Annotated in this window: 8 protein-coding genes; 7 read left to right on the top strand and 1 reads right to left on the bottom strand. The window is 68.5% G+C overall.

Annotated elements, in window-relative coordinates:
* Positions 1-152: 152 nt before the first annotated feature.
* Both OG965_RS30310 and OG965_RS30305 read left to right on the top strand, forming a co-directional pair.
* A complete protein-coding gene (locus tag OG965_RS30310; protein ID WP_371655212.1) occupies positions 153-4,670 on the top strand; it encodes a molybdopterin-dependent oxidoreductase in 4,518 nt (1,505 codons plus the stop codon).
* 378 nt (positions 4,671-5,048) lie between these two features.
* The gene (locus tag OG965_RS30305; RefSeq protein ID WP_371655211.1) at positions 5,049-6,653 is read left to right on the top strand and encodes a PucR family transcriptional regulator; all 1,605 of its coding nucleotides are present in this window, start codon (positions 5,049-5,051) and stop codon (positions 6,651-6,653) included.
* Between the two features lie 24 nt (positions 6,654-6,677).
* Here the strand turns inward: OG965_RS30305 and OG965_RS30300 are convergent, their stop codons facing one another.
* A complete protein-coding gene (locus OG965_RS30300; protein WP_371655210.1) occupies positions 6,678-7,073 on the bottom strand; it encodes a molybdopterin-binding protein in 396 nt (131 codons plus the stop codon).
* A gap of 154 nt (positions 7,074-7,227) precedes the next feature.
* Between OG965_RS30300 and OG965_RS30295 the strand changes: the two genes are divergently transcribed.
* The 5 genes from OG965_RS30295 (at position 7,228) to OG965_RS30275 (ending at position 14,777) form a co-directional block, all read left to right on the top strand.
* On the top strand, positions 7,228-8,325 hold the full coding sequence (locus OG965_RS30295; RefSeq protein ID WP_371655209.1) for an enoyl-CoA hydratase/isomerase family protein: 1,098 nt from the start codon (positions 7,228-7,230) through the stop codon (positions 8,323-8,325).
* Positions 8,326-8,862: 537 nt separating this feature from the next.
* A complete protein-coding gene (locus OG965_RS30290; protein WP_371655208.1) occupies positions 8,863-9,150 on the top strand; it encodes a hypothetical protein in 288 nt (95 codons plus the stop codon).
* Positions 9,147-9,545, top strand: coding sequence for a type II toxin-antitoxin system VapC family toxin (locus tag OG965_RS30285; protein ID WP_371655207.1), 399 nt, complete (start codon positions 9,147-9,149; stop codon positions 9,543-9,545). The genes OG965_RS30290 and OG965_RS30285 overlap by 4 nt, the downstream gene beginning before the upstream one ends.
* 251 nt (positions 9,546-9,796) lie before the next feature.
* Positions 9,797-13,270 (top strand): type ISP restriction/modification enzyme, encoded by a 3,474-nt coding sequence (locus OG965_RS30280; protein WP_371655206.1) that lies wholly within the window; start codon positions 9,797-9,799, stop codon positions 13,268-13,270.
* A gap of 118 nt (positions 13,271-13,388) precedes the next feature.
* On the top strand, positions 13,389-14,777 hold the full coding sequence (locus tag OG965_RS30275; RefSeq protein ID WP_371655205.1) for a hypothetical protein: 1,389 nt from the start codon (positions 13,389-13,391) through the stop codon (positions 14,775-14,777).
* Positions 14,778-14,934 lie beyond the last annotated feature (157 nt).

Here is a 14,934-nt window from a genome sequence, read left to right as displayed (position 1 = left end):
TGCCGCAGTCGCACACAGGTGCTCACAGCATCGCGGGGCGATTAGTGTGGCCGACGTAACCACTCGTGATCGCCGCACGTGACATCGAAGTAACGGGCATTTCGTACGGTCGGAGCCCAAGGTATCCCGGCCGAGACGAGAGGGGACACCCGTTGACCGCACAGGGCACGCGGGCCGCCACCGAAAAGGTGCGCACGGTCTGCTCGTACTGCGGTGTGGGCTGCGGGATGGTCCTCGACATCACCGTGGGGCCGGACGGCCGGCGCACGGTACTCAAGGCCTCCGGCGACAAGGCGCACCCCGCGAACTCCGGACGGCTGTGCACCAAGGGGGCGACGACGGCCGACATGCTGGCCGCTCCCGGACGCCTGGCCACCGCGCTGGTACGGGGTGAGCGGGGGGCCGAGCCGGTGCCCGCCGGGGTCGACGCGATGATCGCCGAGACGGCGGGCAGGCTGCGGGCGATCGTCGACGAGCACGGGCCGGACGCCGTCGCGCTGTATGTGTCCGGCCAGATGAGCCTGGAGGCGCAGTATCTGGCCAACAAGCTGACCAAGGGGTTCATCGGCACCAACCAGATCGAGTCCAACTCCCGGCTGTGCATGGCCAGTGCGGGCAGCGGCTACAAGTTGTCGCTCGGCGCGGACGGGCCGCCCGGCTCGTACCAGGACTTCGAGAAGGCGGACGTCTTCCTGGTCATCGGCTCCAACATGGCCGACTGCCATCCCATCCTCTTTCTGAGGATGATGGAGCGCGTCAAGGCCGGGGCGAAGCTGATCGTCGTCGACCCGCGCCGCACCGCGACCGCCGCCAAGGCCGACCTCTTCCTACAGATCAAGCCGGGCGCGGATCTCGCGCTGCTCAACGGGCTGCTGCACCTGCTCCAGGAGAACGGGCACACGGACCCCGCCTTCATCGCCGAGCACACCGAGGGCTGGGAGGCGATGGGGGAGTTCCTGGCCGACTACCCGCCCGCCTCCGTCGCCGAGATCACCGGGATTCCCGAGGAGGACATCCGCACGGCGGCGCGGTGGATCGGCACGGCCGGGGAGTGGATGAGCTGCTGGACCATGGGGCTCAACCAGTCCACGCACGGCACCTGGAACACCAACGCCCTGGTCAACCTGCATCTGGCGACCGGCGCGATATGCCGCCCCGGCAGCGGCCCGTTCTCCCTCACCGGCCAGCCGAACGCCATGGGCGGCCGCGAGATGGGCTACATGGGCCCCGGGCTGCCCGGCCAGCGCTCGGTGCTCGTCGACGAGGAGCGGGCCTTCACCGAGGAGCTGTGGGGGCTGCGGCCCGGCACGCTGCGCACCGACGGGGCTGGGCTCGGCACCGTCGAGATGTTCCGGCGGATGGCCGACGGCGACATCAAAGCGTGCTGGGTGATCTGCACCAACCCGGTCGCCTCGGTCGCCAACCGCCGCACCGTCGCCGAGGGCCTGCGGGCGGCCGAGTTCGTCGTCGTCCAGGACGTGTTCGCCGAGACCGAGACCACCGCGTACGCGGACGTGGTGCTGCCCGGCGCCCTGTGGACGGAGGCCGAGGGCGTCCTCGTCAACAGCGAGCGCAACCTCACCCTCGCCCGGCAGGCCGTCGACGCGCCCGGCGAGGCGCTGCCCGACTGGCAGATCATCGCGCGCGTGGCGTGCGCGATGGGGTACGAGGAGGCGTTCACCTACGCCGGTCCCGAAGAGGTCTTCGAGGAGATCAAGCGCGCCTGGAACCCGAAGACCGGCTACGACCTGCGCGGGGTCACCTACGAGCGGCTGCGCGCCACGCCGGTGCAGTGGCCTGCCCCTACCGCCGAGGGGCCCGACCGCAACCCGATCCGGTACGTGGCCGAGGACGGCGGCGGTCCGGTGTTCCCGACGGCGAGCGGACGGGCCGTATTCCACGCACGCCCGCACCTCCCGGCCGCCGAGATGCCCGACGACGACTTCCCGTTCGTACTCAACACCGGGCGGCTGCAGCACCAGTGGCACACGCTCACCAAGACGGGGAAGGTGGCCAAGCTCAACAAGCTCAACCCGGCGCCGTTCGTGGAGGTGCACCCGCAGGACGCCGAACGCCTCGGCATCGCCGAGGGCGACGGGGTGGAGATCGCCTCCCGGCGCGGACGCGCGGTGCTGCCCGCCGTGGTGACCGACCGGGTGCGGCCGGGGTGCTGCTTCGCGCCCTTCCACTGGAACGACCTGTTCGGCGCGGATCTGAGCATCAACGCGGTGACCAGCGACGCGGTGGACCCGATCTCGCTGCAGCCCGAGTTCAAGGTGTGCGCGGTGTCGCTGACGAGGGTCACGGCCGAGGTGGCGCGGCCTGTCATGCCGGGGACGGGGGCGGGCGCGGGCGGTGGCCGGGGGACGGCGGGCGCGAACGGCTCGGCCGGGGTGGCGGCAGGTGCTTCCGGGGCAGCGGGAGTGGGCGGCGCTGTGGCGGTGGCGCCAGGCGCCTCCGGCACGGCGGGGGCGCTCGTCGCGGGTACCGCGCTCCTCGACGCCCCCGCGCCCCTCACATACGCCGTGCCCGCCCAGCGCACGGCCTCCGACTCGCCCCTTCTTGCGGGTCAAGGCGCCGCCCCCGCCGCCGTGTTCGGGCTCGGCGCACCCCCGCCGGTCCTCACCGAGCGGGAACGCCAGTACCTCGCCGGGTTCCTGGCCGGGCTGGAGTCGGGCGCGCCCGGCATCCCCGTACTGCCGCCGACGGCGCCGTTCAGCGAGGAGCACGCGCTGTGGGTGAACGGCGTGCTGGCCGGGATGTACTCGCGGGCGACCCCGCGGCCCGCCCCCGCACCCGTCACGCCGCCCTCGGCCCCCCGAGGCCGTGACGTGCTGGTGCTGTGGGCCTCGCAGACCGGCAACGCCGAGCAGCTCGCCGCGGCCGGCGCCGAACGGCTCGCCGGCGCCGGGCACCGGATCCGGCTCGTCTCCATGGACGACACCGCTCCGGACACGCTGCCCGCCGACGCCGAGGTGCTGCTGATCACCAGCACCACCGGAGACGGCGAAGCGCCCGACAACGGCGCCGCGTTCTGGGACGCCCTGGCCGATGACGAGGCCCCGCGCCTGGAAGGGCGCCGCTATGCGGTCCTGGCCTTCGGGGACTCGTCGTACGACGAATTCTGCGGGCACGGCCGACGCCTGGACCGGCGGCTGGCCGAGCTGGGTGCGGTACGGCTGCTCCCCCGCACCGACTGCGAACCGGACTTCGAGGACCGGGCACAGGAGTGGCTCGACGGGGTGCTGACCCGCCTGGACGAGCTGTCGGCCGCCGGAAACACGCCTCCCGACGCGCCCGCCGGTCTCCCCGGCGACACGGCCTTGGGCACCCCCGTCCAGCCCTCCCCCGGGACGCCCGGAAATTTCCCTGACGAAAATTTCCCTGACGAATTCGCGGCGGGAGGGGAACTCGCGTCGCACGGTGTCCGTTCATCGGGTACAGCAACATCCTCGGTCCCCAACACCGCAACTGTCCCTACGAGTTCCACGGCGGCCCGAACGTCAGCCGCCCCCGCCGCATCTCGCCCCACCACACCCCTCCCCAGCTCCCGGGCCGCCGCCGTCACGGCCCGACTGACGGGGAACTCGCTGCTCAGCCTCCCCGGTTCGAGCAAGGAGGTGCGGCGGTTCACCTTCGACACCCGCGCGAGCGAGACCCCGCTCACCTACGCGGCCGGGGACGCACTCGGCGTGCACCCGGTCAACTCACCGGACCTGGTGGCCGAGTGGCTGGCCGTCACCGGTCTGGACTCCACGGCCCCCGTCGAGATCGGCGGGGTCGGCGAAGTCCCGTTCGGTACGGCGCTGCACGAACACCTGGACATCACGCGGGTCGGCCCCGACCTGCTCAAGTTCGTCGCCGAGCGGACCCATGACCGCCGCCTGAAGCACTTGCTGCGACCCGACAACAAGTGGCAGCTGGCACAGTGGTCCTGGGGCCGTCAGGCGGTGGACGTGGTGGCCGAACACGGGGTGCGCGCGAGCGCGCCCGAGTGGGCGGGCGTCTTGCGCGGCCTGCGGCCACGGCTGTACTCGATTTCGTCCAGCCCGCTGACCGACCCGCACGAGGTGTCCGTAACGGTCTCGGTCGTCCGGTACGAGAACCGCCTCGGCCACGGGCGCGCGGGCGTGTGCTCGGCTCTGCTCGCAGACTCGCCGCCGGACGCGCCGCTTCCGGTGTACGTGCAGCGCACCCGGCACTTCCGGCCGCCCGCCGACCCGGGGACGCCGATGGTGATGGTCGGCCCCGGCACCGGGGTCGCCCCGTTCATCGGCTTCCTCTACGAACGCCGCGCCCTGGGCCATCACGCCCCGAACTGGCTGTTCTTCGGCGAGCAGCACCGTGCCACCGACTTCTACTACGAGGACGAACTGACCAAACTGAGCGCGGAGGGCACCCTCGCACGCCTGGACACGGCGTTCTCCCGCGACCAGCGCGCCAAGGTGTACGTACAGGACCGTATGCGCGAGCACGGCCCGCTGCTGTGGTCCTGGCTCCAGGACGGGGCGCACTTCTATGTGTGCGGCGACGCCTCCCGTATGGCCAAGGACGTCGACCGGGCGCTGCGCGACATCGCGATAGCGCACGGCGGGCTCGACGAGGAGTCGGCGGCGGCGTATCTGAAGCGGATGACGGCGGGGAAACGCTATGTCCGCGATGTCTACTGAGCAGCCGCCGTTCCTCTGTGAGTGACCGCCGTTCCCCTGGTCGGACATGCCGGGGAAAGTCACCGACCCAGATGCCGGTGATCGCGCTGCCTTAGCACGCCCCGCAGCGGTCGGGCGGGACCACCAATTCACGTCCGGCCGGCTGGCCGGCGGTCGCCGTCGCCGTCACCCTCGACCCAGTGAAGCCTGTACGGGCGGCCGGACGCGACCGACGCCCCACGCAGAAACATCCCAGCAGCGCGACCGGTATCTGGAGGACCAACCAAGAACCATTCCCCGTCACTGACCTGGCATTTACGATGGCTCGACCCACACTCACCTAGTGATTGTGAGAAGCCGGGCCACTGCCCGCCCGGCAGCCGCGCAAGGAGCCAGAGCATGCACGTCGGACACCTCCTCCAGCTCGACAGCTTGGACCTCACCCTCCTCTGGGGCGAGGAATCGCTCCTCGGCCGCGAGATGAGCGGCGTGACCACGACCGACCTGGAGGACCCGGCGCGCTTCCTCCAGGAGGGCGAGGTCGTGCTGAGCGGCCTGGTGTGGTGGAACCCGGGCGACGCCCGGGCCAAGACCGACAAATTCGTCTCGGCACTGCGTACGTCGGGGGCGACCGCGCTCCTGGCGGGCGAGGAGACCCACGGCACGGTCCCCGACGAGCTGATCGACTCCTGCCGCGCACACCGGGTGCCGCTGCTCGCCGTGCCCGCGCGGACGAGTTTCCGCGCGATCACCGAGGCGGTGTACCTGCGGCAGTGGGGCGACCTCAGCCGCCTGCCGGCACCGCACTACGCGCTGCCCGAGAATGTACGCGCCGAGCTCAGCCGACTCCTGGACCGAGGCGCGGACCCCGGCGAGCTCCTTGACCGCGCACTCGCCCCGCTCGGCGGCCCGCCCTGCTACCTGCTGACCAGCAGCGGCCGTACGGTGGCCCGTACCCCTTCGGCGCCCGCGCTGCCCGCCGACCGCGCCGCGCTGAACATGCGCGCCGCGGCGGGTACGACGCTGCGGATCCAGACGGAGAGCGGCCCGCGCGGCCCGTACGGCTCATCCGGCCCCTACCCGCCCTACGGTTCACACAGCCCGTACGACGTCTGGCATCTGCACCTGCCGGGCACGGCGGAGGTCCCGTCGCGCGTGCTGCACGAGATAGCCGAGGTCCTCGCCCAGACCCGGCACGACCATGACCGCCGCCGGGCGACGGAACGGCAGACGGCGGACGAGCTGGTCGCGGCGGTGGGGGCGGGCGCGGCCGGAGCGGCGGGCATCGGTCCGGACGCCAAGGCAGTGGAGGGCGCGCTGCGTGCGTGCGGGCTGCGGGCCGAGGGCCCGTACCGGGTCCTGGTCTCAACGCTCGGCGGCACGGAGGGGCAGACGGGCGCCGTCGACGCGCTGACGGAGGCGCTGAACCACGTGGCTCCGGCGACGTTCGTCGTGGGCACGGGCAGGGCAGAGGAGGGCGAGGCGGTGGCGATCGTCCAAGAACAGGAGCAGGAAGACGCCTGGCACCAACTCGGGGAAATATGGCCCCTATTGGCGGACTGCAGGCCAAAGGCGACCCCGCTCCACGCCGGAGTGAGCGCGCCCGCCGCCGCGGCCGGGCTCGGCGCCGCTCTCGGGCAGGCGCGGTACGCGCTCGCGGCGGCCCGGACCACGTCGCCGGGCGCCGCCCGGGTGACGGCGGTCGAGGACCTGTCGACGCTGGAGTCACTGCTCGCGGGCGTACCGGCGGATGTGCGAGCCGCGTACTGCGCGCGCACGCTCGGCCCGCTGCTGCGAGCCGACAGTGCGTCACACGCCATGCTCCTGGAGACACTTGAGGTCTTCCTGGCGCACAACTGCTCGTGGGCACGGACGGCCGAGGCGCTGCATCTGCATGTGAACACGGTCCACTACCGCATCGAACGCGTGGAGGTCCTCACCGGCAGAGACCTGTCCCGCCTCGACCACAAACTGGACCTACGGGCGGCACTGCTGTGTCGCTGAGCAAGCCGTTCTCCTGCTCACGACTCACCCCAGGTCGACATGGACATGAGTCGACTTGACCCGGGCGGTGACGGTCACCCCGACGTCGATGCCGAGCTCCTCGACGGACTCGCGCGTCACCAGCGAGACCACCCGGTGCGGCCCGCACTGGATGTCCACCTGCGCGGCCACGTCGTCGGCCGCCACGGCCGTCACGATCCCCACGAAGGAGTTCCGCACCGAGGTGGCCACCCCGCCGGGAACCTCGTACGACCCGACGGCACGCTCCTGCGCGAACGCGGCGAGCCCGACCCCGTCGATCACCCGGTTGCCCGTACCGTCCCGCTCCCTCCGCAGCCGCCCGGCATCGGCCCACCGCCGGACGGTCTCGAAACTCACGCCGAGCAGCCCCGCTGCCTGGCCAATGCTGTACGTCGGCACGACAGCACCCTAGGCCCGAGGACGGCGGGCGAGGGCGGCGGGAACGGTCGGCGACTCACCCGATGGACTTACTAGGACGTCCAACTATATGTTCGGGGAGATCGTCTCAAAGATCCGCAAGGATCTGCCCGGATCCGAAAGGAACCGCCAGCCCATGGGCCCCAGCAGCACCGCCGCACTCCCCGACGCCGCCCCCGACGCCGAGGACGTCCTGCTGACGCGCCATGGCCGCGCCGCCCACCTCACCCTCAACCGGCCGAGGGCGCTGAACGCGCTGACCCACGCCATGGTCCGCCGGATCGACGAGGCGCTGACGGCGTGGGAGCACGACCCGTCCGTGGAGACGGTCGTCCTCACCGGCGCCGGTGAGCGCGGGCTCTGCGCGGGCGGCGACATCCGCGCGATCCACGAGGACGCCCGCTCGGGCGGCACGGCCTCGGCGGACTTCTGGCGGGACGAGTACCGTCTCAATGCCCGCATCGCGCGCTGGTCCAAGCCGTACGTGGCCGTGATGGACGGCATCGTGATGGGCGGCGGGGTCGGAATCTCGGCCCACGGCAACGTACGGATCGTCACCGAGCGCTCCCGGGTCGCCATGCCCGAGACGGGCATCGGCTTCGTCCCGGACGTGGGCGGTACGTATCTGCTCAGCCGAGCGCCCGGCGAACTGGGCACCCACCTGGCCCTCACGGGCACACCGGTGGGCGCGGCGGACGCGATCCTGTGCGGCTTGGCGGACCACTACGTCCCGTCGCTCCAACTCCCGGCGCTGATAGCCGAGTTGACGATGTCACCGGTACGAGACGCACTCACCCACCACACCCACCAGCCTCCCCCGCCAGGCGAACTCGCCGCCCACCGCGAGTGGATCGACCACTGCTACGCGGCGGACACGGTGGAGCAGATCGTGGACCGCCTTCTGACCTCCGGCATCCAGGAGGCGAAGGAAGCAGCCGAGACCATCCTGACGAAGTCCCCCACGTCCCTCAAGGTCACCCTGAAGGCGATGCGCCGGGCCCGCGAACTCCCCACCCTGGAGGAAGTCCTGACCCAGGAGTACCGCATCTCCTGCGCGGCCCTGACCTCCCCGGACCTGGTCGAGGGGATCCGGGCCCAGGTGATCGACAAGGACCGGGAGCCTCGGTGGGCGCCGGGGACGCTCGGGGAAGTTGAGGACGGGGTGGTGGAGAGGTTCTTCGAGACCGGCGGCGGGCAGGAACTCGGGTTCCCGGAAAGCGCTGCGCGAGCCTGAAGCCCTCGCACAGGAGGACCTGGGCCCCTTGGGCCACACCCTCCAGCCCCTTCAGTAGCGGTCGCCCGTTGCCGCACGTCCCGCCGAGGCCACCCATGAGGCGCAGCACCGCGTCGATGCTCCTGCACGCCCCCGCTGCTCGGTGAACTCCCGCGCCGCCTTGACCATGCGCCAGGGCGTGAACCCGGACAGAACTAAGCCGTGCCTGCGCCAAACGTGCGTCATGCGCGTCACGTGCGTCGAACATGCCTCACGACATCGCCCGTAACGCCCACAACCCGCAGGCCCCGAACCCGCAGCTCAGCCCTCGTCCCGCACCGGCTCCAGAATCGCCACGCACTCCACATGATGCGTCATCGGAAAGATGTGAATCAAAAACATGTGGAAGAAAATCGCAGGTCAGCGGCGCATCAGGGATGCAAATCTGCCTCGCGGGCAACGTGCATTGCGTGCGCCATGGGCATTACGTGCGATCTCTTGACGCACGGTCCGACCCAGGAGGTCGCCGTATAGCATTAGAAATGCCATACTCACGTCATGGCTGACGACGACACCGACTTCTTCCCCGGCGATGGCCCCAGCAGCGGCATCTCCGTCTCCCTCACCGCCGGCACCCTGCAGGCAATTCGCGAGCGAGTAGGCAAGCGTGGCGTATCCGCGTACCTAGAGAAGGCCGCCCAACGCCAGATCGAGCGCGACAACCTGGACGAGTTGATCGCCGCCTTCGACCAGGCCAACGGTCCGGCCGATCCGGAGGCCGTGGCCGCCAAGCGAGCCAAGCTCACCGGAACCACTCCCACTTCCGGTACCGGGGCTGCTGCGTGAGCGGCGCCCTCGTCCTCGACAGTGAGGGCCTGGCCAAGGCCGTTCAACGCGACCGCGAGGTCCACGAGTGGCTCACCGCCGCCCGTGACGCCGACCTGCCGGTGGTCACCTCCGCCGCAGTGTTGGTCGAGGTGATCCACCCTCGAATCAATGACGCGGCGCTGAGATGGACGCTGTCCCGAATGCGCGTAGAGCCGGTCACCCAGGCCATCGCCCAGTCCGCCGCCACCCTGCTACGCACGGCCGGGCTGCACGGCCACAAGTACGCCATCGACGCCATGCTCTGCGCGACGGCGCTCACCCACCGTGGACGCGTCACGATCCTGACCTCAGACGTCGAGGACATCGCCATGCTCACTGCCAACCACCCGCAGATCGCGACCGAGAAGGTCTAGCTCCGCCAGAGCAAGCATCAGCGCCGAACCTCGCTGACGGTACCCGCCGCCCGCAATGCCGGCTCTCACGGAATGGAGTTGGACCAGGGCCCCCTACAGGCTCGTCGGGGGACGGCACTCGGCCTCACCCTGGCCCAGGATCGCCACCCGGACTCGGCACCTTGGGCTGGGAGGCACTCTCGACGAGAAGTGATGCTGTGCTTACCGTGAGTTGAAGAAGGCGTGGGGGTGTGCTGACCTCGGGGGGCGGGATGCAGCGCAAGGAGCGGTTTCGGAGCATCGTCAGCGAATTCGGTGCGACATGTAAGCAGGCGTTGCTGCACGGGCAGAAGGAAGCCGCCATCCGCCGAGCAGTCGAAACCCTTCTCATCGATGCAGCAGGGGTGTTGGGACTGCGAGCGGTCTTACATGCCGAGGTGGCCATTGCCACGCACCGGATACGCCCTGACCTGGCAGTGCGGATTGGAAAATCACCACGCAACATCGTCGGCTACGTCGAGCTGAAAAGCCCCGACAAGAGCACGATCCATCCTGGCGGCCTGAACCAGCGCGACCACCGCCAATGGGAAGGCATGGCGAAACTGCCCAACCTGATCTACACGAACGGCCAGACGTGGATCATGTACCGCTCGGGTCGGCAGTACGGCGACGCCATCCACTTCGAAGGTGATCTACACAGCGCCGGCTCCCGCCTACGGCTTCCGGTCGCCAGCGAGACCGCCTTCGAGGCGATGCTTGTCGCATTCTTCGGCTGGCAGCCCCACCCACTGACGTCAATGCGAGAAGTGGTCTCCCAAATCGCCCCGCTATGCACGCTCCTGCGTGATGCTGTTCACGATCGCCTCGATGCCGAAGCGGGCCTGCCACGCCACCAGCGCCCGTTCACTGACCTGGCCTCCACACTTGAAGTTGATCTCTTCCCGACCACGGATGACCGGGACAAGCGCGCGACCTTTGCCGACCGCTACGCACAGTCCGTCACCTTCGCCCTCCTGCTAGCCGGTTCCGACACCACAGGCGGCAGCGACAAGGCACTGGTCGGCATGAGCCTGCACGAGATAGGCCGACGACTCGGGGCCGAGCACTCCGTCATGGGCCGCGCCTTGCAGATCCTCACCGACCAGGTGGAGGGAGAATTCCGCGACAGCCTTGACATGCTCGTCCGCGTCATTGATGCCATCGACTGGAGAAGTGCCCTCACCGGCGAACCCGGCTTCCACATCCATCTCTACGAGCACTTCCTGCAGGAGTACGACGCCGAGTTGCGCAAGGACTCCGGCACCTACTACACCCCGGCCCCGCTGGTGACAGAGATGATCCGGCTGGTTGATGAGGTACTGGCAACCACTCTGGACTGCCCGGATGGCTTCGCCGACCCTGGTGTTTCCATCATCGACCCGTCGATGGGAACCGGCACCTTCCTCACCGGCATCATCGAACTCGTCGCCCGCAAACAGTCCGAGGGTGGCAACGAAGGCTTCCGCGCCGAATCCGTGCAAGAACTCGCAAGCCGACTGATCGGATTCGAAAAGCAGATGGGCGCCTTTGCCGTTGCTCAGATGCGCGTAGGGCAGATGCTCAAGCACCTCAATGCCCGAGTCCGGCTGCGTGACATGCGCCTGCACCTAGCCGACACTCTCGCTGATCCGTGGCGGCCCAGTGAACTCTTCGACCGCTACGGCGCCTTGTGGGGTCCTTTACGCGACGACGCCGAGGCAGCCAGCACTATCCAACGCAACGAACGCATCACCGTCGTCATCGGCAACCCTCCCCACCGCGAACAGGCAGAGGGCCAGGGCGGATGGATCGAGAAGGGCTCACCGGGCCGAGGCTCACCGCCCCTGGACGACTTCCGACTGCGCGGCGCAGCAGGCGTGTACGAGAACAAACTGAAAAGCCTCTGCACCTACTTCTGGCGCTGGGCCACCCACAAGGTCTTCGACCAGCACGACGATCACCGCCACGGCGTCGTCTGCTTCGTCAGCACCGGCGGCTTCATCCGCGGTGCCGGCTTCCAGGGGATGCGTTCCTACCTTCGGCGTACCTGCACCGAGGGCTGGATCGTCGACCTCACACCCGAGACCAAAAGACCCCCGCTCAACAGCCGCTTCTTCCCTGGAGTACAGCAGGAGTTGGCCATCGCCATCTTCGTCCGCCGACAAGGCGAGCGGCAAGAGGACATGGCCCCCATCCACTACGTAGCCGTCCATGGCACCCGACAGAGCAAAGAGAAGCAACTACACAACCTGCACATCGACGGTCCCGGCTGGCGCACTTCCCGGCCTGTCGAGCCCGTTCCTTTCACACCTGCTCCCCAAAGCGATTGGGACACCTTCCCCGCCCTCACCGAACTAATGCCTTGGTGTAAGCCTGGCATCAAGCCCAACCGGAACTGGGTCATCAGTCCGTCCAAATCCATCCTGCACATACGTTGGAACCGCCTCGTCCAAGAAGGCGACCCCGTAACGAAACAGGAACTGTTCAAAGAGACCCGAGACCGTACCCTGGACAAGGAAGCTCTCCAGATTCCCGGGCATCCCCACCCACCGACCTGCCTGCGCATAGAGCACGGCCCCTGCCCTACTCCGATACGCATTGCCCGTAGAGCCCTGGACCGCCAATGGCTCATACCCGACGGCCGCGTCATCGACTTCTCTCGCCCCGAGTTGTGGCAGGCCGACATCGACGGCCAAATCTTCGCAGTCGAGCAGCACACCCAACGACTACAGACCGGCCCAGCTCTGCTCTTCACCGCCCTCGTTCCGGACAACGACTACTTCAAGGGAAACGGCGGCCGCGTCCTGCCGCTCCTGCACGCCGACCGAACCCCCAACATCACACCAGGGCTCCTACCCCACCTCGCCAACTCATACGGCCTACTGCAAGTTCTCCCGAAGGACTTGCTCGCCTACATCGCTGCTGTCACTGCCCATCCAGCCTTCACCGAGCGCTACGCGGACGACCTCAACTCCCTCGGCGTACGCATCCCCCTGACCGCCGATCGCGGACTCTGGCACGAGGCAGCCAGCCTGGGACACCACATACTGTGGGCCTCGACATTTGGCTCACGCTGCATCGACCCCGCCGACGGTCGCCCGGCCGGCACATCGAACTGGTGGCGTCGTCTATGCCCCGAGATCACGTATGCCCGAGAAGTCGCGCCCGATAAGCTCCCTTCGGCCATCAGCTTTGACAGCGAAGGTCAGCGACTTGTCATCGAAGGCGGCATCTTCACTGGTGTCACTGCACGCATGCGCAACTACTCCACGGGCGGGCGCAACGTGCTCGACAGCTGGCTCGCCTACCGCAGCGACCGCGCCGCCGGCAAAGTAACCAGCGAACTGGACCGTGAACGTCCCGAGCGCTGGGAACCCGACTGGAGCCGGGAACTCGTCGAAGTCCTCGCCGTACTCAGGCATCTCACAGCCCTGGAACCTCAGCAGGCAGAACTCCTCGACCGCATTGCCTCTGCCCCCATGATCGACGTCGCTGAACTCACCCGGCGTCATATCCTCCCGGTACCTGAGCGTGCCCAGCGTGCCCAGCGCGCTCACACCGATCCTGATCATGCATTTCTGCCAGGCATGGACACAGTCGATGGTCAACCGCCAGGTCCTGTCGAGCCACTGTCCCTCCCGAAAGACCCCGCAGATATGACGCCGCCCACGTCGCACTCACCTGCACACCCCGTCCCGCGCGCTCGGCGGCATCGCGGCCCGACCTGACTGATGGTGCCCAGCCGAGGAACCCAGAACGAGGGGGCCTCTCGGCACGTCCCGAATTCCCTCGGGAGCAGTGGGCATTGTTCCCAGGGCAGCGCACCCGGGACCGCGGGAGAACCACATGAACCAGCTCCTCAACGACCGGCAGCAGGCGGTGCTCGACTGGGTGAGCCAAGGGTGTCCCGACGGAGTCTGGCCGGACAGTACGTACAAGGTCAGCGCTCAGGCCCTGCAAAGCCGAGGGCTCGTCAAAATCACCAAACACCGCGGGTATTGGAGCGCCCGTCTCACCGACAAAGGGCGGCGGCATCTCACCGAACGTGGCATCTGCCCTCTGGAGCCGAGTACTGAACCGCCTGCGCGGCCCGGCCGACGAGCGGCGCCATCACGGCCTAAGACAGCGCCGAAGGCCCGTACGAACTACGCGGACCAGCTCCTCGAAGAACTGGCCGCGAACGACGGCTGTCTCATCAAACCCCTCGAATCCGGCCCACACGCAGTGAATTGGACGTCACGAGTCAACGCCGCCCGCAAGTCCGGCAAGATCCCCCACACGCAGGAACTCCACGGATACCGCACCCACCGCGGCTACGAAATCAAACTCGTCGACATCCCCGCCTGGCGCCTCGCCGAACTCGCCCCGCTGCCCGTTCCGGTCAGACTCACCAAACCCCACTCCGTCGTGACCACCCTTCAAAAACTGCCGCAACCCATGGGTCTGACCAAACCCGTCCAAGGCCGAGCCTTGCGCATCATCCAGGCCCTCATCACCGCCTCCGAAACACAAGGCAATAAGGCAGCGCTCGGAACCACACAAGGCGCTCCCCCACCCCATCGGCGCCGCAGCGCACCACCGCACTTCACCATCACCACCCAAGGCGAAAGTATCGGATTCCTCGTCCTCCAAGAACAGGACCGCAGCGAACACGTCCCCACCGACAAGGAACTCGCCGACGCCAAGAAGTACTCATGGATGCGCATCGCCCGCTTCGACTACACCCCCTCAAACCGCCTGCGTTTCATTCTCCGTGGCGGCAACCCGCATCGCGCCAGCGAATGGGCTGACCTCCCCGACCGGCCACTGGAGGACCAACTCGCCGAAATCGCGCAGGAAGTCGACCTCCGCGGCGAGGCCGCCGAACGCAAACGCCGCGCAGACCAGCAAACCCGCGAGGAGCAGCAGCGGCGCTGGGAAGCCTCCATGCAGGAAGCACGCGCCGCATACGCCCACGCCTATCGCGTCAATCACCTCGGAGAACAGGCAGACGCCTGGCACCAGGCCAAGCGCCTGACCGATTACGTCACAGCAGTACGCGACCACGCCACATCACTGCCGCCTGGACAAGAAAGGACCGAGATCGAGGCGTGGCTAGCCTTCGCAGACGCTCACCTCCAGCACCTCACCGACTCCGCCTCAGCGCCGAAGTTGCCCAGCCCACCGAAGCCCAGCGGCGACGACCTCAAGCCCTTCCTCGGCCACTGGAGCCCCTACGGCCCCCGCTCCTACTGAGCCCCGAATCGGGCCACTACCCACGGATTTTCACCAAGAGACGGTAAAGACGTAACCCCGAAGACCCACACCCGACGCACCGCCACCTGCAAGAACAACAGCCTGACGCACCATCAGAACGTGCGTCAAACGTGCGTCAGAAGGGCCTCACGTGCGT

This window comes from Streptomyces sp. NBC_00224 (genome assembly GCF_041435195.1).
In the GTDB taxonomy this organism is placed as follows: Bacteria; Actinomycetota; Actinomycetes; order Streptomycetales; family Streptomycetaceae; genus Streptomyces.
Note: the sequence above shows the minus strand (reverse complement) of the source record. Positions and strands in the feature narration are given on the sequence as shown.